Genomic DNA, 20,793 nt, shown 5'->3' on the forward strand with positions numbered 1-20,793 from the left:
AAGAATCCATGTCACTTTGAGTGCCCACACAGATTGTCTGATAAATTGTTAAAGAGCAGTGCCGCTGTGTTTTCGCTGCGGCGCGGGGTGTGCATATTACGCTTTCCCGCTGTGAAGTCAACTGAATATTTTCAGATTTCTTCACCTGACAGGCCGGTGTGTTTGCCGTTGTGCCGTGTCAGTGGAGGCGCATTATAGGGAGTTAATTCCGGCTGACAACCCCTAATTTGAAAAAAGTTTCCAACCGCGTTTTTTTTCAACAAAGCGGGGGTAAAAACACCAGAAATCGTCCTTTTCGCTGTTTTTACCACCATCGGTATATATCGAATGGCATACTAGCGCGTGATAATGAGAAAGAAGGAAGTGATAAATGTCGTTAAATGCACAACAACTTGCCGCGCAGAAAAACATCTCCTGGGTACTGGCAGAGAAGCTGGCGCGACAAATCCTGCAAGGCGAGTATGCGCCGGGTTCGATTCTGCCGGGCGAGATGGAGCTGGGTGAGCAATTTGGTGTAAGCCGCACCGCCATCAGAGAAGCGGTAAAGACATTGACAGCAAAAGGAATGGTTTTGCCTCGCCCGCGCATCGGCACCCGCGTTATGCCCAGAGGCAACTGGAACTTTCTCGATAAGGAATTATTAGTCTGGTGGATGAGTGAAGAGAATGTTGAGAAAGTCATCCAACACTTTCTGGTAATGCGTAGCAGCCTCGAGCCTCAGGCATGCTTGCTGGCAGCAACACTTGGCAGCGCAGAACAGAAAGCTCATCTCAATACATTAATGGAAGAGATGGTCGTGCTAAAAAAGCATTTTAACCGCGAACGCTGGATAGAAGTGGATATGGCCTGGCACGAACATATTTATGCGATGAGTGCTAATCCCTTCCTGATCTCTTTCTCTACTCTTTTTCATTCTATTTACCACACTTACTTTACCTCTGTGACGCACAACGAAGTGGTCAAACTTGATATGCACCAGTCCATTGCGGATGCGATTCTGGACAGCGACGGTGAACGCGCATTCCAGGCCTGCCAGACGCTGCTAACCACGCCTTATGCCCCAGTGGCGAAATAACGGGATATTGCATGACAGAGAAGAAAACACGGAGTATGGCTGGCCTGCCGTGGATTGCGGCAATGGCCTTTTTTATGCAGGCGCTGGATGCCACCATACTCAACACCGCCCTGCCCGCTATTGCGCAAAGCCTTAATCGCTCTCCCTTAGCAATGCAGTCCGCCATCATCAGCTATACCTTAACCGTCGCCATGCTGATCCCGATGAGCGGCTGGCTGGCGGATCGCTTCGGCACGCGGCGTGTTTTTATGGTGGCGGTCACTTTGTTCACTCTTGGATCGCTGGCCTGCGCGCTCTCCAACTCTTTATCCATGCTGGTTATCTTTCGCGTGATTCAGGGTATTGGCGGCGCGATGATGATGCCGGTAGCACGCCTGGCGTTACTGCGGGCCTATCCACGCAGCGAGCTGTTGCCGGTCCTTAATTTTGTTACCATGCCGGGCTTAGTCGGCCCGATTCTAGGCCCCGTAATGGGAGGTGTGCTGGTCACCTGGGCAAGCTGGCACTGGATCTTCCTCATTAATATTCCCATTGGTCTCGCCGGGCTGTTTTACGCCCGCAAATATATGCCCAATTTTACCACCCCACGGCGCAGTTTCGACATGAGCGGCTTTTTCCTCTTTGGTTTAAGCCTGGTGCTTTTTTCCAGCGGGATGGAACTGATTGGCGAAAAACTGGTTGCGACCTGGATTGCGCTTGCCATCATTCTCAGCGGTATTTTGCTATTGCTGATCTATATTCGCCATGCACGTCGCCATCCTTCACCACTGATTCCCCTCGGCTTGTTCAACACGCGGACATTTTCCGTTGGCATCGCGGGGAATATTGCCTCGAGGCTGGGTACTGGGTGCGTGCCTTTTCTGATGCCGCTAATGCTTCAGGTCGGTTTTGGTTATCCGGCACTGATTGCCGGTTGCATGATGGCCCCCACTGCGGTGGGTTCGATTCTCGCAAAATCTGCTGTCACGCAAATACTGCGCAAGCTGGGATATCGCAAGACACTGGTGGGCGTGACGCTGTTTATTGGCGTAATGATTGCGCAGTTCGCGCTTCAGTCACCATCAATGCCGTTCTGGATGCTTGTACTGCCACTCTTTATTCTCGGGATGGCGATGTCCACGCAATTCACGTCGATGAATACCATTACGCTGGCGGATTTAACCGATGATAATGCCAGCAGTGGTAATAGCGTGCTGGCGGTAACGCAACAATTGTCGATAAGCCTGGGTGTCGCGGTCAGCGCGGCGGTATTGCGCTTTTATGAAGGGTGGGACAGCGCTAATACAGTGGAACAGTTCCACTATACCTTTATTACGATGGGCATCATTACACTGGTTTCCGCGCTGGTCTTTATGCTGCTGAAAGCGAAAGATGGCCGCAATCTTATAAAAGAACGCAGTAAAAAATCAGGCGGAACCGCGCGCCATTAATACCGGTGTCAGCTGTAAACGTTGCTGTTGCAGGCCGGGTTCAGCAATACGGTGAATCAACACATCAATTGCCAGTTCACCCAATTCATCTTTTGGCTGATGAATTGTGGTGAGAGGCGGCGTCATATAGCGCGCCAGTTCGATGTCATCGTAGCCGACAATTGCCATATCCTGTGGGATCTTCAGTCCCGCCTGGTATAACGCCTGATACGCGCCAACCGCCATCGCATCATTGCCGACAAACGCCGCCTGTGGCCGCTCACTCATTGCCAGTAACGACTGCATGGCGTCAAAGCCGCCGCCGAACTCAAAATCGCTCTCAATTTCATCGCCGTCACGGATGGTCAGCCCGGCGCGGGTCATCGCTTCACGATAGCCTTCCAGGCGCAAACGCGCGGGTGTTTTATCCAACGGGCCGGTAATACAGGCTATACGCGTGTACCCTTTATCAATCAGGTACTGCGTTGCCACGTCGCCGCCGAATAAGGAGTTGTCCTGAATCAGATCGCTGTCGCCATCGAACGGCGCCCAGTCCATCATCACGGTAGGAATAGAAGGATAACGCTGCATGATCTCTTTCGAAGGCTGGTGCGTTTCGGTGCACAGCAGCAACAGCCCATCGACGCGTTTTTGCATTAACGTTTCGAGGTTACGGTTCATTCGCTGCTCATCACCTTCTGTATTGCACAACACCAGACTGTAGCCACGTTCAAAACAGCTGCGCTCGACACCCCGCACCAGCTCTGAATAAAAAGGATTGGTACTGGCGGTGATCAGCATCCCGATAGTGCGGGTCTGATTGATCTTGAGGCTACGCGCAATGGCTGAGGGCGCGTAGTTCAGCGTTTTAATCGCCGCTTCCACCTTCTCCCTGATCGCCTCACTGACAAAGCGATCGTTGTTAATAACATGGGAGACCGTTGAGGTGGAAACGCCCGCCAGGCGGGCTACATCCTTCATCGTGGCCAAGCGTTACCCCTGCTGATGTAGAAAATCATCAATTTCATTGCGCCACGGAACAGACGGTTGCGCGCCTTTACGTGTCACCGCGATGGCTGCCGCAGCATGCGCAAAGCGGATCGCCTCATCCAGCGGTTTATCTTCCAGTAGCGCGGTCATTAACGCACCGTTAAAGGTGTCGCCCGCCGCAATGGTATCAATCGCCTTCACTTTAAACCCCGGAACACGTTTGCCTGCGCCATTCACGCTGGCCCATACTCCCCGACTACCAAGGGTGATAATGACCGTGTTAATGCCCTTATCGTGCAGCACCTGCGCGGCACGGGCTGCATCTTCATCACTGGCAACGCTCACGCCGGTGAGTTTTTCGGCTTCGGTTTCATTGGGGGTGATAATGTCCACCAGCGACAGAAGCTCATCGGAGAGCGCCCGCGCGGGTGCCGGGTTCAGCGCTACGGTAGTGTTATGTTGATGCGCAATGCGGGCAGCCGCCAGTACGCTCTCAACCGGAGATTCCAGTTGCATTAGCAGTGCAGAGGCCTGTGCGATGCGTTCACGCTGCGCCTCAACACGTTCAACGGAGAGCGCCGCATTCGCCCCCGCGTGAATACCGATGACATTCTCACCTTCGCCGTTAACAAAAATCAGTGCCACACCGGTCGATTCGCCCGCAACAACGCTGACTGGCGCAACATCAATGTTGTCGCTCTCCAGTTGCTTGCGTACCCGCACACCGGTGTCGTCATCGCCCGTACAGGCAATAAACGCGATATCCGCGCCGCTGCGCCCGGCGGCGACCGCCTGGTTTGCACCTTTGCCGCCAAAAGCAACCTGATAATGATTACCCGTTACGGTTTCGCCCGGCGTAGGGAAGGATTCAAGGTTAAGAATATGATCGGCATTGATACTGCCAAGGACGACGAGTTTGCCTGCGGTTTTCATGATGAGCTTGTCCGTAAAATGCGCCACCCCTGAAGGTGGCGCGTGCCATGCTTTTCTTTTTTTATGTGGTCCCCCGGCCGCAGGATGTCACTACGAACCGAACGCCCTATTACTGCTTGATGACCAGTTTCAGATCAACCGGGTTTTTGGCATAGACTTTTTCGCCTTTCAGGACTTTGTCTGCCGTATCGACGCCTTTCGCGCCAATTTGTTCCGGCAACTGGGCAATCGTCGCCGCCAGTTTACCGTCATTTACCGCTTTCACACCGTCCGGCGTACCGTCAAAGCCCACTACCATCACATCGGATTTACCGGCAGTTTGCAGCGCACGCAGCGCGCCCAGCGCCATTTCATCGTTCTGTGCAAACACAGCCTGTACGTCCGGGTGCGCGGTAAGCAGGTTCTGCATGACGTTCAGGCCCTTAGTACGGTCGAAATCTGCCGGCTGGCTGGCCAGGACATTGAATTTATGCGCAGCAACTGCCTGCTGGAAACCTTCGCCACGCTCACGCGCTGCAGAGGTACCGGCAATACCCGCCAGTTCGATAACTTTCGCGCCTTCACCGGCTTTTCTGGCAATGTAATCACCAGCAATTTTACCGCCCAGTACGTTATCAGACGCGATATGGCTCACCACTTCGCCGCTGGATGCGACACGGTCAAGGGTGATCACCGGGATTTTCGCCTGGTTAGCCATTTTCACAGCGTTACCTACAGCATCGGAATCGGTTGGGTTGATCAGCAACAGTTTAGTACCGCGCACTGTCAAATCCTGCACGTTAGCCAGTTCTTTAGCCGGGTTGTTTTGCGAGTCCAGAACCACCAGGTCGTAACCCAGTTTGTCTGCTTCTTTCTGCGCGCCATCCTTCAGAGAGACAAAGAACGGGTTGTTCAGCGTGGAAATCACCAGAGCAATAGAGTCTTTCGCCATCGCGTTTGCGCTTACGGTGGCGCTCAGTGCAACAGCAGAAACCAGAGTGGCCAGTTTTTTCATGTTCATTTTCATGAGTCCTGTTGTGTAGGTAATTACTGCTTTTTGTTGTCTACCAGCACCGCGAGCAGAATCACCACTGCTTTAACGATCATCTGGTAATAGGAAGAAACGCTCAGCAAATTCAATCCATTATTGAGGAAGCCAAGGATCAGTGCACCGATTAACGTCCCAACGATACGCCCTTTACCCCCGGCAAGGCTGGTTCCGCCCAGCACAACCGCAGCGATTGCATCCAGCTCATAGCCCGCTCCCGCTGTGGGTTGCGCCGAAGAGAGACGCGCCACTTCAATAATGCCTGCCAGTGAAGCCAGAAGGCCGCACAGGGAATAAACGATAACTTTCACTTTATCTACGCTGATACCGGATAAGCGCGTTGCTGCTTCGTTACCGCCTAATGCATAGATATAACGACCCAGACGGGTGTGATGCAACAGATACCAGGCAGCAATAAAGACAATTGCCATGATCCACACTGGCGTCGGGATGCCGAAAGGACGACCAATCCCGAACCAGCCAAACACGTCGGCATTATCCGTAAAACCGGTATTAACCGGGCTACCGTTGGTATAAACCAGTGTCACGCCGCGCAACAGCAACATCATGACCAGCGTAGCGATAAATGCCTGCACCCGGCCTTTAGCAACAATTGTCCCGGTGATAGCTCCCACGGCGGCACCTAAAGCCAGCGCACCTGCGACCGCCACCAGCGCATTCACTTCCATGCCGATTAAAGACGCAGCCACAGCGCCGGTCAGCGCTAAGAGGGATCCGACGGACAGATCGATACCCGATGTCAGGATCACCAACGTCATGCCAACGGCCATAATTGCGTTGACCGAGGTCTGCTGCAGGATATTTAACAGGTTATTGACGGTAAAAAAGTTTGGGCTCATGGTCGAAACGATCGCAATCAGCACCAGCAGGGCGATCAGCGATTTTTGTTCCATCAACCATGCTTTCGTGAAATAACGGCGACCAGAAACAGCCTGGGTAGTCATCTTTTTTACTCCTGATTCACACGATTAAGCTTGCCCACAGCGGCAGCCATCAATACTTCCTGAGTGGCCTGCTCGCGCGTGAATTCACCGCCGAGATGCCCTTCATGCATTACCATAATGCGATCGCTCATTCCCAAAACTTCCGGCATCTCTGACGAGACGAGAATAATGCTCAGGCCATCGGCCTTAAACTGATTAATTAACTGGTAGATCTCTTTTTTTGCTCCCACATCTACACCGCGGGTTGGCTCATCGAGGATCAGGACTTTCGGGCGGGTCATCAGACCGCGCGCAATTGCCACTTTTTGCTGATTCCCCCCGGAAAGCAGCCCAATAGGCTGTTCCATCGACGGGGTTTTCACATTAAACAGACGAATAAAATCACTCACCGCCTGCTGTTCATCTTTATGTTTCAGGTTGCCGCCAGCGCGACTGAAGTAACGCAGCGCCGTCAGTGACATATTTTCTTTGACCGACATGCCAAGCACTAACCCGTCACGCTTACGATCCTCAGAAATATAGACGATGCCGTTTGCCAGACCATCTTGTGGCGAGCGGGTAATCACCTCATGGCCGTCGAGCGTGACATAACCGCTGGTACGGGGTAGCGCGCCATACAGCACTTTCATCAGTTCGGTACGCCCCGCGCCCATCAGTCCGGCAACACCGAGGATCTCTCCCTGACGCAGCGTAAAGGTGACATTTTCAACACCCGGCCCGCACACATTATCGACGCTGAGCCGTACTTCACCTGGCGCTTTATCCAGCCGCGGATATTGATCTTCAAGCTTACGGCCGACCATCATTTCGATCAGCGTATCTTCGGTCAGCGTGGCGACTTCGCGCTCGGCAATAAACTGCCCGTCGCGAAAGACCGTCACGTCATCACAAATCTCGAAAATCTCTTTCATACGGTGAGAGATGTAAACAATCCCACGCCCTTGCGCTTTTAGTTCCCGAATAACGCGAAACAGCGATTCGGTTTCGGTATCCGTTAAGGCATCGGTCGGCTCATCCATAATGATGACTTGCGACTCGTAGCTCATCACTTTGGCAATTTCGACCATCTGCTGGTCGCCAATAGAGAGTTCGCCCACCAGGCGATCGCTTTTAAAGCGTAAATTGAGCTTCGCCAGTAGCTTATCGGCATCAGCAAACATCTTCTTCCAGTCGATTTTGCCAAAGCGATTAACGAATTCCCGGCCCAGAAAAATATTCTCGGCAATCGTCAACTGCGGGATCAGGTTCAGTTCCTGGTGGATAATGCCGATGCCGGCTTCCTGCGAGGATTTGGGGCCGTTAAAGGTCGTCTCTTTACCCAGCCACAGCAATGAACCGGCGTCACGGGTATAAATCCCGGTCAGCACTTTCATCATGGTGGATTTGCCAGCGCCATTTTCCCCGACCAGCGCCATTACACGACCGGAGTAAACATTCAGCGCTGCGCCAGAGAGCGCTTTTACGCCGGGGAACGCTTTATCGATCCCCTTCAGTTGCAATAACGCGTCCATGAGGGCCTCAGAAGGTGACGCCAGCACAGAGAATGATATTCGCATACGGGGAACACTCCCCGCTGCGAATAACCGCATGACTGTCCGCGGTGTGTTTTTTAAACTGCTCGTGCGTAACGTACCGCACGTCTATGGTATTTCCCTGGTGTTGTTGCAGTTGCTCAATATGGTTGAGCAACGTCGCGTGGAGCTGCGGATTATGGTGTTTAATTTCCGACGCTAAGATAGCGGCCTCAACCTGCATTTCTGTTGTCACCACTTCCAGTACTTGCATAAAGGAAGGAACGCCCTGAGTTAATGCCATATCGATCCGTTGCGTGTTACGCGGCACCGGTAATCCGGCATCACATACCACAACTGAATCGGTATGCCCAAGACGGGAGATGACTGACGAAATGTCAGCGTTCAGTACACGACCTTTTTTCATATATTATGCTCCACTAGCGAAACGTTTCGCTGACTGCAGTTTAGTCTCAAAAATGGGCAAAAAACTATCGCGGCGTTACAGAAGTGTGATCGATATCGAAACGTTTCGCTTGCCAAAACGTATAAAAAAACAGCTTTCGCTACCTAACAAAAATTAGCAGGAATTAATAACAAAAACCCCTCACTGAGAGGGGTTTTAAAAGCATTAAATTTCGACCTGGGTACCCAGCTCAATCACCCTGTTAGGCGGGATCTCAAACTGGTCTGGCGCGCGCAATGCGTTTCGCTGCAATACCAGATAGAGTTTGCCGCGCAAACGCAGATACCACGGGCGTTTGCCAACGATGAGCGACTCATGAGACATAAAGAAAGAGGTTTCCATCATGCGACAATTCAGTCCTTCCAGCCCGCAGCGGTGGAACACCTCTTCAACGTTTGGCGTTTCTCGCCAGCCATAACTCGCTACCACCCGCCAGAAAGTCGGTGATAGCTGCTCAATTTGCACACGACGAACGTTATGCACATAAGGCGCATCTTCAGTGCGCAGCGTCAGCAGAATGACTCTCTCATGCAGCACCTTGTTGTGCTTCAGGTTGTGCATCATGGCGAACGGGATAACGTTAAGCGCACGGGACATATAAACGGCCGTCCCCGGGACACGCACCGGCGGCGATTTTTCCAGTGATGCGATCATCGCTTCCAGTGAGTTACCGTGCTCGTGCATACGGCGCAGCAGACGGAAACGCTCACTCTTCCAGGTGGTCATCACCAGGAACATCACCAGACCCAGCGTTAATGGCAACCAGCCGCCGGAGACGATTTTATCAAGGTTAGCCGAGAATAACGGCACATCGATGCTCAGGAAGAAGATCAGGATCAGGCCAACCAGCACCTTATTCCAGTGCCAGTTTTTACGTGCCACAGTCGTCGAAAGAATCGAGGTCAGCACCATTGTCCCGGTCACCGCAATACCGTATGCCGCCGCCAGATTACTGGAGTGTTCGAAGCTGACGATCACCAATACCACAGCAAAGTAGAGCAGCCAGTTAATGAACGGGATATAAATCTGCCCGGACTCCATTTCCGAAGTATGAATAATGCGCATCGGGGCCAAATAGCCAAGACGAACCGCCTGGCGGGTCAGCGAAAAGACCCCGGAGATCACCGCCTGAGAGGCAATCACAGTCGCGAGCGTGGCGATAATCAACATCGGGATCAATGCCCATTCCGGCGCCAGCAGGAAGAAGGGGTTTTTAATGGCTTCCGGCGTTTTCAGCAGCAACGCGCCCTGGCCGAAGTAGTTCAGCACCAGTGACGGGAGCACCACAATAAACCACGCGACGCGAATCGGCAGTTTGCCAAAGTGGCCCATATCCGCATACAGCGCTTCAACACCGGTAATTGAAAGCACCACCGCGCCCAGCGCAACAAAGGAGATCGCTTTGTACTGCAGGAAGAAATTCACCGCCCAGATCGGGTTCAGCGCCTGTAACACTTCCGGGTTCGACAGAATACCTCGCGCACCCAGCACCGCCAGAATCAAGAACCACGCCAGCATGATCGGGGCGAAGAGCTTCCCCACCAGCCCGGTGCCATGTTTTTGAATCGCAAACAGCAGCGTTAAGACGACGATAGAGAGCGGAACTATCCACGTATCCAGCGAGGGCGCGACAATCTCCAGCCCTTCAATGGCCGACATCACCGAAATTGCCGGAGTGATCACCACTTCGCCATAGAAGAAGCTGCCACCTATTAGCCCCATAATGACCAGCACAGACGTCATCCTGGCGGAGGTATTACGACCAGCCAGCGACATCAGCGTTAAAATCCCCCCTTCACCGGCGTTATCAGCACGCATGACGAAGGTCAGATACTTAATGGAGACAACAAACACCAGCAACCAGAAGATCAGCGACAGGAAGCCAAAGACAGCATCACGTTCAACGCCGAAACCAAACTGACCAGACAAACATTCACGAAGTGTATAAAGCGGGCTGGTACCGATATCACCGTAGACAACCCCAATAGCCGCGAGTGTGACGGCGGGCAACGACTGTTTATTATCAGTGCTCATAGACTAATCTTTTGTTGAAATGACAAATGTGTGCTTAGTCCCTTGGCCCACAAAAAGCGCACAGTATGCACGATTATTTGCGAAATCGTACCCCTAAATGCGGCCACATTAATCTGGCGCAAAGAAAATAAAGCCGTTCTTCAGTCTATTACAAGCCCCATCAGGAACGTCTATACTCGCTTTTGGAAGCCGGATAACACGGCGAAAGGACGCAAATCTATTATGGCTCACTCGCATTTATTAGCTGAAAGAATTTCCCGCCTGAGCAGCGCGCTGGAAAAAGGCCTTTTTGAGCGTAGCCATGCAATAAGGCTCTGCTTGCTGGCTGCCCTGAGTGGCGAGAGCGTGTTTTTGTTAGGCCCGCCGGGTATTGCCAAAAGCCTTATTGCCCGTCGCCTGAAGTTTGCCTTTAAAAATGCGCGCGCGTTCGAATACCTGATGACCCGCTTCTCCACCCCGGAAGAGGTGTTTGGCCCGCTCTCTATTCAGGCGTTGAAAGACGAAGGACGCTATGAACGCCTGACCCAGGGTTATTTACCCGAAGCAGAAATTGTTTTTCTCGACGAGATCTGGAAAGCTGGCCCGGCGATCCTCAACACCCTGCTAACGGCGATTAACGAACGGCGTTTTCGGAATGGTGCCAGCGAAGAAAAAATCCCCATGCGACTGCTGGTGGCGGCTTCGAACGAACTGCCAGAAACCGATAGCAGCCTGGAAGCGTTGTATGACCGCATGCTGATCCGCCTGTGGCTGGACAAGGTTCAGGAGAAGGGTAACTTCCGTTCGATGCTGGTAAGCCAACAGGATGAGAACGATAATCCGGTTGCGAAAGAACTCCAGATAACCGATGAAGAGTACCTTGAATGGCAGCAAGAGATTGGCAAAGTAAAACTGCCGGACAATGTTTTTGAGCTGATTTATACGCTGCGCCAACAGTTAGATAGCCTGCCCAATGCGCCCTATGTTTCCGACAGGCGCTGGAAAAAAGCCATCCGCCTGTTGCAATCCAGCGCATTTTTCAGCGGGCGGGATGCCGTTGCGCCTGTCGATTTGATCCTGCTAAAAGATTGTTTATGGCACGATGCAGAAAGCCTGCGTCTGCTGCAACAACAACTGGACATATTGATGACCGGGCACGCCTGGCAGCAGCAATCAATGCTGACACAATTGAGCGCCATCTCGCAGCGGCATATGCAGCTTCAGCAGCAGCAAAGCGATAAAACCGCGCTTAAAGTGAGTCGCCAGGGGGGGATGTTCAGTCGCCGGCCGCATTATGATTTACCGGAAGAGCTGGATGAGCCAGTACTGACATTATTACTCCAGCAACCGCTGAAACTGCACGATATGCAGGTCATTCACGTCACTATTGAGCGTGATGCACTGGCGCAATGGCTGGCGAAGGGCGGCGAAATCCGCGGCAAGCTGAACGGCATTGGCTTTGCGCAACCGCTGGATCTGGAAGTAGATCCGACACTGCATTTGTTAATCCGCGATGTCAGCCTGCAGGGATCGCGACTCGCTTTGCCAGGCGCAACGCAGGAAAACGTGCCGGAAGAGATCAAACAACAACTGGAAGCGCTGGATAACAACTGGCACCAGCAGCACACCCGTTTTAGCGAACAGCAGAAATGCTTGTTTATTTCTGGCGACTGGTTAGGTCGCATTGAAGCCAGCTTGCAGGATGTCAGAGCGCAGATCCAACAGGCTCGTCAATGCTGACGCTGGATACGTTAAATGTCATGATGACCGTCAGCGAGGAGGCAATGATTGAAGAATTGATCATTGCTCTGCTGGCCTCGCCGCAACTGGCGCTATTTTTTGAGAAATTTCCCCGCCTTAAACATGCCATCACCGAAGATGTGCCCCGCTGGCGCGAAGCGCTTAAAAAACATCTCAAAGAGACAGAAGTTCCGCCAGAACTGGCAAAAGAAGTGTTGAGTTATCAACAGAGCCAGTTGCTGTCGACATCGCAATTTATTGTTCAGTTACCGCAAATCCTGGTATTGCTGGATACGTTGCACTCTCCGTATGCGGCCCAGGCCAGACAGATGGTGGAGAACAATGCCGTCTTCACACCAGCATTACATACCCTCTTTTTGCAACGCTGGCGTCTGAGCCTGGTGGTCCAGACCACCACCTTTAACCAGCAATTACTGGATGAAGAGCGCGACAGATTACTCAGCGAAGTGCAGGAGCGCATGACCCTGAGTGGCCAGCTGGAACCCGTACTGATTGAGAATGAAAATGCCGCCGGCCGGCTCTGGGATATGAGCACCGGGCAACTTAGGCGCGGCGACTACCAGTTGATCATTAAATACGGTGATTTTCTCAGCCAACAGCCGGAACTCCAGCAACTGGCCGAACAGTTGGGACGCTCGCGGGAAGCAAAATCCGTTCCGCGCAAAGATGCGCCGATGGAAACATTCCGGACGCTGGTACGCGAACCGGCGACAGTGCCGGAACAGGTCGATGGTCTGCATCAGAGCGATGATATTTTGCGCCTGCTGCCACCGGAACTGGCTACGCTGGGCATTACCGAGCTGGAATATGAATTTTATCGCCGGCTGGTGGAGAAGCAGCTGTTAACGTACCGCCTGCATGGCGACGCCTGGCGGGAAAAAGTGACAGAGCGGCCGGTAACACACCAGGATTTTGACGAGCAACCGCGCGGGCCGTTTATCGTCTGTGTTGACACCTCTGGCTCTATGGGCGGTTTTAATGAGCAGTGCGCAAAAGCTTTCTGCCTGGCATTGATGCGTGTGGCGCTGGCAGACAAGCGCCGCTGCTACATCATGTTGTTCTCAAGTGAAGTGGTGCGGTACGAACTCACCAGCCCGCAAGGGCTTGAACAGGCGATCCGCTTTCTCAGCCAGCGCTTTCGTGGCGGAACGGATCTGGCGAGCTGTTTTCGCGCAGTCATCGAACGCATGCAGGGCGGTGAATGGTATGACGCCGACGCCGTGGTGATCTCTGACTTTATCGCCCAGCGTTTGCCGGATGACGTGGTTAATAAAGTGAAGGAACTGCAACATATTCATCAGCACCGGTTTCATGCTGTGGCCATGTCGGTACATGGCAAGCCCGGCATCATGCGCATTTTCGATCATATCTGGCGCTTTGATACCGGGATGCGAAGCCGACTGTTGCGACGCTGGCGGCGTTAAAGCAGGCCCGGCACTTGTTCACGTACCTGCGCTGGCCACACACCACACTGCACCTGACCGATATGCGATAACTGCAGCAACAGCATGGTCAGACGCGACTGGCCAATACCACCGCCAATGGTTTGCGGCATTTCGCCACGCAGCAGCGCCTGGTGCCACTCCAGATGCAGACGGTCTTCATCTCCGGTCAGTTTGAGTTGATGTTGCAAAGCGTCGGCATCAACACGGATCCCCATAGAAGAGAGTTCCAGCGCGTCTTCCAAAACCGGGTTCCAGACCAGGATATCGCCGTTCAGCCCCTTAAACCCCTCCTCAGCCGCAGTGCTCCAGTCATCGTAGTCCGGTGCTCGCACATCATGGCGCTGACCATCGCTGAGCTTACCGCCAATGCCCATCAGGAACACGGCTCCCAGCTCTTTGGCAATCGCACGTTCGCGGCCTTTGGCATCCAGGCCAGGGTAACGGCTGAGCAATGTTTCGCTGTGCACAAAGTGGATCTGCTCTGGCAGGAACGGTGCCAGGCCAAAACGTACTGCGATCTCCGCCTCGGTGGCTTTGATCCCGGCCCAGATCGCTTCAACCGTGGTTTTTAAGGTGGCGGTATGGCGCTCACCATCGCCCAACACGCGCTCCCAGTCCCACTGATCCACATAGACAGAATGGATAGAAGAAAGGCGATCTTCGTCAGGACGCAGCGCTTTCATATGCGTGTACAGCCCCTCACCAGCGCTGAAGTCATGCTGCCCCAGCGTTTGTCGTTTCCATTTAGCCAGCGAATGCACTACTTCGAAACTTGCTTCTGGTAATGTTTTTACTTTTACCTGCACCGCTTTTTCGCACCCCGACAGGTTATCCTGCGTGCCATCCCCTACGCGGCTAAGAATAGGTGCCTGCACTTCAACCAGGCCCAGTTTTTCTTCAAGCTGGCGGGAAAAAAAGGATTTCACGAAGGCGATTTGACGTTGTTTTGCGAGATAAGCGGTTTTCATTATATTGCTCCTGTCTGCTAATGCTTTTAATTAAGCAACAAAAGCGCGTCGAGATTCAATAATCCGTAATTAAAAAGCCCATTGCGCTTTTGAATCGATAAAATAACAGGTTAAAATAGAGTGGTTCTCTATTCTTCATAAGAAAATCGTATGGAAAATTATCAAATCGACAATCTGGACCGCGGCATCCTCGAGGCTCTAATGGCCAATGCACGCACCGCCTATGCCGAACTGGCTAAGCAATTTAGCGTCAGCCCCGGCACCATCCATGTCCGCGTAGAAAAGATGAAACAGGCCGGGATCATCACTGGCGCACGGATCGATGTCAGCCCTAAGCAGCTCGGATATGATGTCTGCTGCTTTATAGGCATCATTCTGAAGAGTGCAAAAGATTACCCGTCCGCGCTGGCAAAGCTTAACAGTCTGGAAGAGGTCACTGAGGCGTACTACACCACCGGCCACTACAGCATCTTTATTAAAGTGATGTGTCGATCCATCGACGCGCTCCAGCAGGTACTTATCAACAAGATCCAAACAATTGATGAAATTCAGTCCACTGAAACGCTGATCTCTTTGCAAAACCCTATCATGCGTACGATCCGCCCTTAACTGGGCGTTTTCATCCCTCATTAATACCCGTATTGTCCACAGGTAGATCCCAGCTCGTTCACAGCGTACAATGCCCCCCACTTGTCGCCGAATGGCGAGTAAAACGGAGCAGGGTTTCATGGCAGACATCACTCTTATTAGCGGTAGCACTCTTGGCGGCGCGGAATACGTTGCGGAACATCTGGCAGAAAAGCTGGAAGACGCAGGTTTCAGCACAGAAACGCTGCATGGCCCGTTATTAGAGGATTTGACGCCGCAGGGCATCTGGCTGGTGGTCAGTTCCACCCATGGTGCGGGCGACTTACCCGAAAATCTGCAGCCGTTTTTAGATGATCTGCATGAACAAAAACCCGATCTGTCGCATGTCCGTTTCGGTGCGATCGGCATTGGCAGTCGTGAATATGACACCTTCTGTCAGGCGATCGAAAAACTGGAAGCCGCGCTAAAGGCAAATGGGGCAAAACAGATCGGTGAAACACTGAAGATCAACATCCTCGATCACGATATTCCCGAGGATCCTGCAGAAGAATGGCTGGGATCCTGGAAAATTTTACTCAATAATGATTAAAGATCGTGCGATCGAGTGTGGATAACTATGCTTAAAACGGCTTATTAACCGGTAGTTATCCCAAGAATAACTGCAGTTCAGTTTTTGAGTTGTGCATAACATTGCATTCTGATCCCAGCTTATACGGTTCAGGATCACCGATCATTCACAGCTAATGATCCTGCCTAATGGATTGATCTTTAAGTGATGATCCGGCTTATCCACAAGCAAGTGCGATCCTAATAAGAGATCACAATAGAACAGATCTCTCTATATAAAAGATCTTCTTTTTAATACCCAGGATCCGATCCTTTCTCACTGGACTAAAGTTGAGTAGAATCCACGACCCTGGCTTCATCCAATTTCTAACCGCTCAGGCGAGGCATACCACCATGTTTTATCCGGATCCTTTTGACGTCATTATCATTGGCGGGGGTCATGCAGGCACTGAGGCCGCAATGGCAGCAGCGCGTATGGGTCAACAGACTCTGCTTTTGACACACAATATCGACACGCTGGGGCAGATGAGCTGCAACCCGGCGATCGGCGGTATTGGGAAAGGACACCTGGTGAAAGAAGTGGATGCGCTTGGCGGGCTGATGGCGAAAGCGATCGATCAGGCTGGCATTCAGTTTAGGATACTAAACGCAAGCAAAGGTCCAGCAGTTCGGGCGACCCGAGCACAAGCGGATCGCGTGCTCTACCGTCAGGCAGTTCGTACCGCACTGGAAAATCAACCGAACCTGATGATCTTCCAGCAGGCGGTGGAAGATCTGATCGTTGAAAACGATCGTGTGGTTGGTGCTGTTACCCAGATGGGGCTGAAATTCCGCGCCAAAGCGGTTGTGCTGACGGTCGGTACCTTCCTTGACGGCAAGATTCATATCGGGCTGGATAATTACAGCGGTGGACGTGCAGGCGATCCGCCGTCGATCCCTCTGTCACGCCGTCTGCGTGAATTACCGCTGCGCGTAAGCCGTCTGAAAACCGGTACACCACCGCGTATTGATGCGCGCACCATCGATTTCAGCGTACTGGCGCAGCAGCACGGCGACAACCCGATGCCAGTCTTCTCGTTTATGGGCAATGCGGCCCAGCACCCGCGCCAGGTGCCGTGCTATGTAACGCATACCAACGAAAAAACCCATGACGTCATTCGCAATAACCTCGATCGTAGCCCCATGTATGCTGGCGTAATCGAAGGGATCGGTCCGCGTTACTGCCCGTCGATCGAAGACAAAGTGATGCGTTTTGCCGATCGCAACCAGCATCAAATCTTCCTCGAACCGGAAGGACTGACGTCAAACGAAATCTATCCGAATGGCATCTCCACCAGTCTGCCGTTCGACGTGCAGATGCAAATCGTGCGCTCAATGCAGGGGATGGAAAACGCCAGGATCGTGCGTCCTGGTTATGCCATTGAGTATGATTTTTTCGATCCGCGCGATCTGAAGCCGACGCTGGAAAGCAAATTCATTCACGGTCTGTTCTTTGCGGGGCAAATCAACGGTACCACCGGTTACGAAGAAGCTGCTGCGCAAGGTCTGCTGGCGGGTCTGAACGCTGCTCGTGCGGCTGCAGACAAAGAAGGCTGGGCACCGCGTCGCGATCAGGCTTATCTCGGTGTTCTGGTGGATGATCTGTGCACTCTGGGTACGAAAGAGCCGTACCGTATGTTTACCTCGCGTGCGGAATACCGTCTGATGCTGCGTGAAGATAACGCTGACCTGCGTCTGACCGAAGCAGGCCGTGAGCTGGGTCTGGTCGATGATGAACGCTGGGCTCGTTTTAACGAGAAACTGGAAAGCATTGAGCGTGAGCGCCAACGCCTGAAGTCACAATGGGTGTCGCCGGCTTCAGAACATGCGCCGGCGGTTAACACATTGCTGACTGCGCCACTGTCGCGTGAAGCGAGTGGTGAAGATCTGTTGCGCCGTCCTGAAATGACCTATGAGCAACTGGTGCAGCTGGCACCTTTCGCACCGGGTCTTTCGGATCAGCAGGCTGCTGAGCAGGTCGAAATCCAGGTTAAATACGAGGGGTATATCGCCCGTCAGCAGGATGAAATCGAAAAACAACAGCGCAATGAAAACACCTTGTTGCCAGCCTCGCTGGATTATCGCCAGGTGAATGGATTATCTAACGAGGTGATCGCTAAACTGAACGATCATAAACCGTCCTCTATCGGTCAGGCGTCACGTATCTCCGGGATCACACCTGCAGCTATCTCCATTCTTCTGGTCTGGCTGAAAAAACAAGGTATGCTGCGCCGCAGCGCATAATCTTAAGTCTGTGCCCGGGGGTTCCCGGGCATATCAATTCCACAGGTATCAACCGTGCTTAACAAACTCTCTCGTCTGCTGGATGAAGCTGGCATTTCGTTGTCCGATCATCAGCAGCAACAGCTGGTGGGTTACGTCGAACTGCTCCACAAATGGAACAAAGCGTACAACCTCACGTCGGTACGCGATCCAAACGAGATGCTGATCCGCCATATTCTCGATAGCATTGTGGTCGCGCCTTATCTGCAAGGCTCGCGCTTTATCGATGTTGGCACCGGCCCGGGTTTACCCGGTATCCCGCTGTCGATAGTGCAGCCAGAAGCGCATTTCACACTGCTGGATAGTCTGGGTAAGCGAGTGCGGTTTTTACGTCAGGTACAGCATGAACTGCATTTGAGCAATATCGAACCGGTACAAAGCCGTGTGGAAGATTTTCCTGCAGAGCCGCCGTTTGATGGCGTCATCAGCCGCGCGTTTGCCTCGCTGAATGATATGGTGAGCTGGTGCCATCATTTGCCGGGAGAGCAGGGCCGTTTCTATGCGCTTAAAGGACTGGTGCCGGACGATGAGATTGCGCTGTTGCCTGCTGAATTTACAGTAGAAAGTATTGAGAAGCTGCACGTTCCGCATCTTGAAGGCGAACGCCATCTGGTGATTGTTAAGGCAAACAAAGTTTAACTTTTATCAAAAAATGTAGAATTCGTGCTGTTCCCGGGATGTTAAAAGTCAGCATAAAAAACGGTGATACGTTCAGTTACATTTAACAAAACTTTTACCAGGATTTTTCTGACTTTTAACGCAAGATATTTGATTCACCGTAAGAATAGTTAACCACGAAAATATCAGTCCGCTAAAAATCGGCATCAAGAACCAAACTGAGATGTTAAATAATTATTATAAATGTCAATGAAAGGTTTTTGTTGTATTTGCGGCTGTTTTAAAAAGAGTTGTGATAATTCATCTTAAATATCAGAAAGATGAAAAGCGACAATTTACCGGTATGATTAATACGGCAGACGCATAAATGTTTATTTTGTGACCGAGTGCACGCTTTGGTAGCAGGTTTTTCGCGTTATTTGCAGTTTTGCCCGAAGGTTCACAGTTTCCCTAAAAGTTGAAAAATAGCCGTCGGGAAAATTATTTAAACATTTATTCACCTTTTCGCTACTTATTGTTTGAAATCACGAGGCCGCACCGTATAATTTGACCGCTTTTTGCTGCTTGACTCCGGGCCTTAAAGAACGTTTTATACGACACGCGGCATACCTCAAAGGGAGCAGGAGTGAAGAAACGTGATGTTTGTGTCGCTCTTTAGTCAAAACGTTGCACGCAAGCTTCTGCTTATTCAGTTTCTGGCAGTGATGGCAAGTGGATTGCTGTTTAGCCTCAAAGACCCCTTCTGGGGCATTTCCGCCGCGTGCGGAGGTATGGCAGTCTTATTGCCAAATATGTTGTTTATGATTTTTGCCTGGCGTCATCAGGCGCATACACCTGCAAAAGGCCGAGTGGCCTGGACCTTCGCCCTTGGCGAAGTGCTTAAGGTGTTGGCAACCTTCGTGTTGCTGGTGGTGGCGCTGGCGGTTTTCAAGGTGGCTTTTATGCCGCTGATAGTCACGTGGGTTTCGGTGCTGGTAGTTCAGATACTGGCACCCGCTGTAATTAACAACAAAGGGTAAGAGGCATCATGTCTGCAGGAGAAATCTCAACACCGCAGGAGTACATAGGTCACCATCTGAATAACCTTCAGATTGACTTGCGTACCTTCTCGCTGGTGGATCCGCATAACCCCCCGGCCACCTTCTGGACGCTCAATATCGACTCCATGTTTTTCTCGGTGGTACTGGGTCTGTTGTTCCTGATGATGTTCCGTAGCGTAGCGAAAAAGGCCACCAGCGGCGTCCCGGGAAAATTCCAGACTGCAATTGAGCTGGTGATTGGTTTTGTTCATGGTAGCGTCAAAGACATGTACCACGGCAAAAGCAAAGTTATCGCTCCGTTGGCCCTGACGATTTTCGTCTGGGTATTCCTGATGAACCTGATGGATTTGCTGCCTATCGATTTCCTTCCGCTTATCGGCGAGAAGGTTCTGGGTCTGCCTGCGCTGCGTGTGGTACCGTCTGCCGACGTTAACATCACCCTGTCGATGGCGCTGGGCGTGTTTATCCTGATTCTGTTCTACAGCATCAAAATGAAGGGTATTGGCGGTTTCGCTAAAGAGCTGACTCTCCAGCCGTTCAACCATCCGGTATTTATTCCGGTAAACCTTATCCTTGAGGGCGTGAGCCTGCTGTCCAAACCGGTTTCACTCGGTCTGCGACTGTTCGGCAACATGTACGCGGGTGAGTTGATTTTCATTCTGATCGCGGGTCTTCTGCCGTGGTGGTCACAGTGGGTTCTGAATGTGCCGTGGGCCATTTTCCACATCCTGATCATTACGCTGCAAGCCTTTATTTTCATGGTTCTGACGATCGTCTATCTGTCGATGGCATCTGAAGAGCATTGATTTTTAACAACACTACTACGTTTTAACTGAAACAAACTGGAGACTGTCATGGAAAACCTGAATATGGATCTGCTGTACATGGCTGCCGCTGTGATGATGGGTCTGGCGGCAATCGGTGCTGCGATCGGTATCGGCATCCTCGGGGGCAAATTCCTGGAAGGCGCAGCGCGTCAACCTGATCTGATTCCTCTGCTGCGTACTCAGTTCTTTATCGTTATGGGTCTGGTGGATGCTATCCCAATGATCGCTGTGGGTCTGGGTCTGTACGTGATGTTTGCTGTCGCGTAGT

19 protein-coding genes are annotated in these 20,793 nt (G+C 52.1%); 11 read left to right on the top strand and 8 right to left on the bottom strand.

Going from position 1 to position 20,793, the window contains the following annotated elements:
* The first annotated feature begins 370 nt into the window (after positions 1 to 370).
* Together ACUY4S_RS23020 and mdtD are read left to right on the top strand one after the other, a co-directional pair.
* Positions 371 to 1,075: a FadR/GntR family transcriptional regulator gene (locus ACUY4S_RS23020; protein WP_312691839.1), complete on the top strand. Its 705-nt coding sequence runs from the start codon at positions 371 to 373 to the stop codon at positions 1,073 to 1,075.
* Between the two features lie 11 nt (positions 1,076 to 1,086).
* Entirely contained in the window at positions 1,087 to 2,505 is a 1,419-nt protein-coding gene (gene mdtD / locus ACUY4S_RS23025) for a multidrug transporter subunit MdtD (RefSeq protein ID WP_458023049.1), read from the top strand.
* On the opposite strand, the gene rbsR is transcribed toward mdtD, so the two are convergent.
* The 7 genes from rbsR to kup all read right to left on the bottom strand — a co-directional run bounded on the left by rbsR (position 2,482) and on the right by kup (position 10,410).
* A complete protein-coding gene (rbsR, locus tag ACUY4S_RS23030; protein ID WP_458023050.1) occupies positions 2,482 to 3,474 on the bottom strand; it encodes a ribose operon transcriptional repressor RbsR in 993 nt (330 codons plus the stop codon). The two genes, mdtD and rbsR, sit on opposite strands and share 24 nt — an antisense overlap.
* A gap of 3 nt (positions 3,475 to 3,477) precedes the next feature.
* The gene (gene rbsK / locus ACUY4S_RS23035) at positions 3,478 to 4,407 is read right to left on the bottom strand and encodes a ribokinase (protein WP_458023051.1); all 930 of its coding nucleotides are present in this window, start codon (positions 4,405 to 4,407) and stop codon (positions 3,478 to 3,480) included.
* Between the two features lie 109 nt (positions 4,408 to 4,516).
* On the bottom strand, positions 4,517 to 5,407 hold the full coding sequence (rbsB, locus tag ACUY4S_RS23040; RefSeq protein ID WP_131412971.1) for a ribose ABC transporter substrate-binding protein RbsB: 891 nt from the start codon (positions 5,405 to 5,407) through the stop codon (positions 4,517 to 4,519).
* Between the two features lie 26 nt (positions 5,408 to 5,433).
* On the bottom strand, positions 5,434 to 6,399 hold the full coding sequence (gene rbsC, locus ACUY4S_RS23045) for a ribose ABC transporter permease (protein ID WP_312691826.1): 966 nt from the start codon (positions 6,397 to 6,399) through the stop codon (positions 5,434 to 5,436).
* 5 nt (positions 6,400 to 6,404) lie between these two features.
* The gene (gene rbsA, locus ACUY4S_RS23050; RefSeq protein WP_312691824.1) at positions 6,405 to 7,910 is read right to left on the bottom strand and encodes a ribose ABC transporter ATP-binding protein RbsA; all 1,506 of its coding nucleotides are present in this window, start codon (positions 7,908 to 7,910) and stop codon (positions 6,405 to 6,407) included.
* 7 nt (positions 7,911 to 7,917) lie between these two features.
* The gene (gene rbsD / locus ACUY4S_RS23055) at positions 7,918 to 8,337 is read right to left on the bottom strand and encodes a D-ribose pyranase (RefSeq protein ID WP_312691822.1); all 420 of its coding nucleotides are present in this window, start codon (positions 8,335 to 8,337) and stop codon (positions 7,918 to 7,920) included.
* A 204-nt stretch (positions 8,338 to 8,541) separates the two neighbouring features.
* A complete protein-coding gene (kup, locus tag ACUY4S_RS23060) occupies positions 8,542 to 10,410 on the bottom strand; it encodes a low affinity potassium transporter Kup (protein WP_312691820.1) in 1,869 nt (622 codons plus the stop codon).
* 222 nt (positions 10,411 to 10,632) lie between these two features.
* Between kup and ravA the strand changes: the two genes are divergently transcribed.
* Complete coding sequence (gene ravA / locus ACUY4S_RS23065; protein ID WP_312691818.1) at positions 10,633 to 12,129, top strand: ATPase RavA; 1,497 nt, start codon at positions 10,633 to 10,635, stop codon at positions 12,127 to 12,129.
* Entirely contained in the window at positions 12,123 to 13,574 is a 1,452-nt protein-coding gene (gene viaA / locus ACUY4S_RS23070; protein WP_458023052.1) for an ATPase RavA stimulator ViaA, read from the top strand. Before ravA ends, viaA begins: the two co-directional genes overlap by 7 nt.
* On the opposite strand, the gene asnA is transcribed toward viaA, so the two are convergent.
* On the bottom strand, positions 13,571 to 14,563 hold the full coding sequence (gene asnA / locus ACUY4S_RS23075; protein ID WP_458023053.1) for an aspartate--ammonia ligase: 993 nt from the start codon (positions 14,561 to 14,563) through the stop codon (positions 13,571 to 13,573). The genes viaA and asnA overlap by 4 nt on opposite strands.
* Before the next feature lie 150 nt (positions 14,564 to 14,713).
* Here asnA and asnC point away from each other — a divergent pair, with 150 nt between their 5' ends.
* The 7 genes from asnC (at position 14,714) to atpE (ending at position 20,792) form a co-directional block, all read left to right on the top strand.
* Positions 14,714 to 15,172 (top strand): transcriptional regulator AsnC, encoded by a 459-nt coding sequence (gene asnC / locus ACUY4S_RS23080; protein WP_312691812.1) that lies wholly within the window; start codon positions 14,714 to 14,716, stop codon positions 15,170 to 15,172.
* A gap of 118 nt (positions 15,173 to 15,290) precedes the next feature.
* A complete protein-coding gene (mioC, locus tag ACUY4S_RS23085; protein WP_312691810.1) occupies positions 15,291 to 15,740 on the top strand; it encodes an FMN-binding protein MioC in 450 nt (149 codons plus the stop codon).
* Positions 15,741 to 16,111: 371 nt separating this feature from the next.
* Complete coding sequence (gene mnmG / locus ACUY4S_RS23090) at positions 16,112 to 18,001, top strand: tRNA uridine-5-carboxymethylaminomethyl(34) synthesis enzyme MnmG (protein WP_312691808.1); 1,890 nt, start codon at positions 16,112 to 16,114, stop codon at positions 17,999 to 18,001.
* A gap of 54 nt (positions 18,002 to 18,055) precedes the next feature.
* Positions 18,056 to 18,679, top strand: a complete 624-nt coding sequence (gene rsmG, locus ACUY4S_RS23095) for a 16S rRNA (guanine(527)-N(7))-methyltransferase RsmG (protein WP_312691806.1) — start codon at positions 18,056 to 18,058, stop codon at positions 18,677 to 18,679.
* 617 nt (positions 18,680 to 19,296) lie between these two features.
* Positions 19,297 to 19,677, top strand: a complete 381-nt coding sequence (gene atpI, locus ACUY4S_RS23100) for a F0F1 ATP synthase subunit I (protein WP_312691841.1) — start codon at positions 19,297 to 19,299, stop codon at positions 19,675 to 19,677.
* 8 nt (positions 19,678 to 19,685) lie between these two features.
* A complete protein-coding gene (gene atpB, locus ACUY4S_RS23105) occupies positions 19,686 to 20,504 on the top strand; it encodes a F0F1 ATP synthase subunit A (protein ID WP_312691804.1) in 819 nt (272 codons plus the stop codon).
* Between the two features lie 48 nt (positions 20,505 to 20,552).
* On the top strand, positions 20,553 to 20,792 hold the full coding sequence (gene atpE / locus ACUY4S_RS23110) for a F0F1 ATP synthase subunit C (protein WP_000429386.1): 240 nt from the start codon (positions 20,553 to 20,555) through the stop codon (positions 20,790 to 20,792).
* Position 20,793: the final 1 nt, after the last annotated feature.

Source organism: Kosakonia beeri (genome assembly GCF_054165705.1).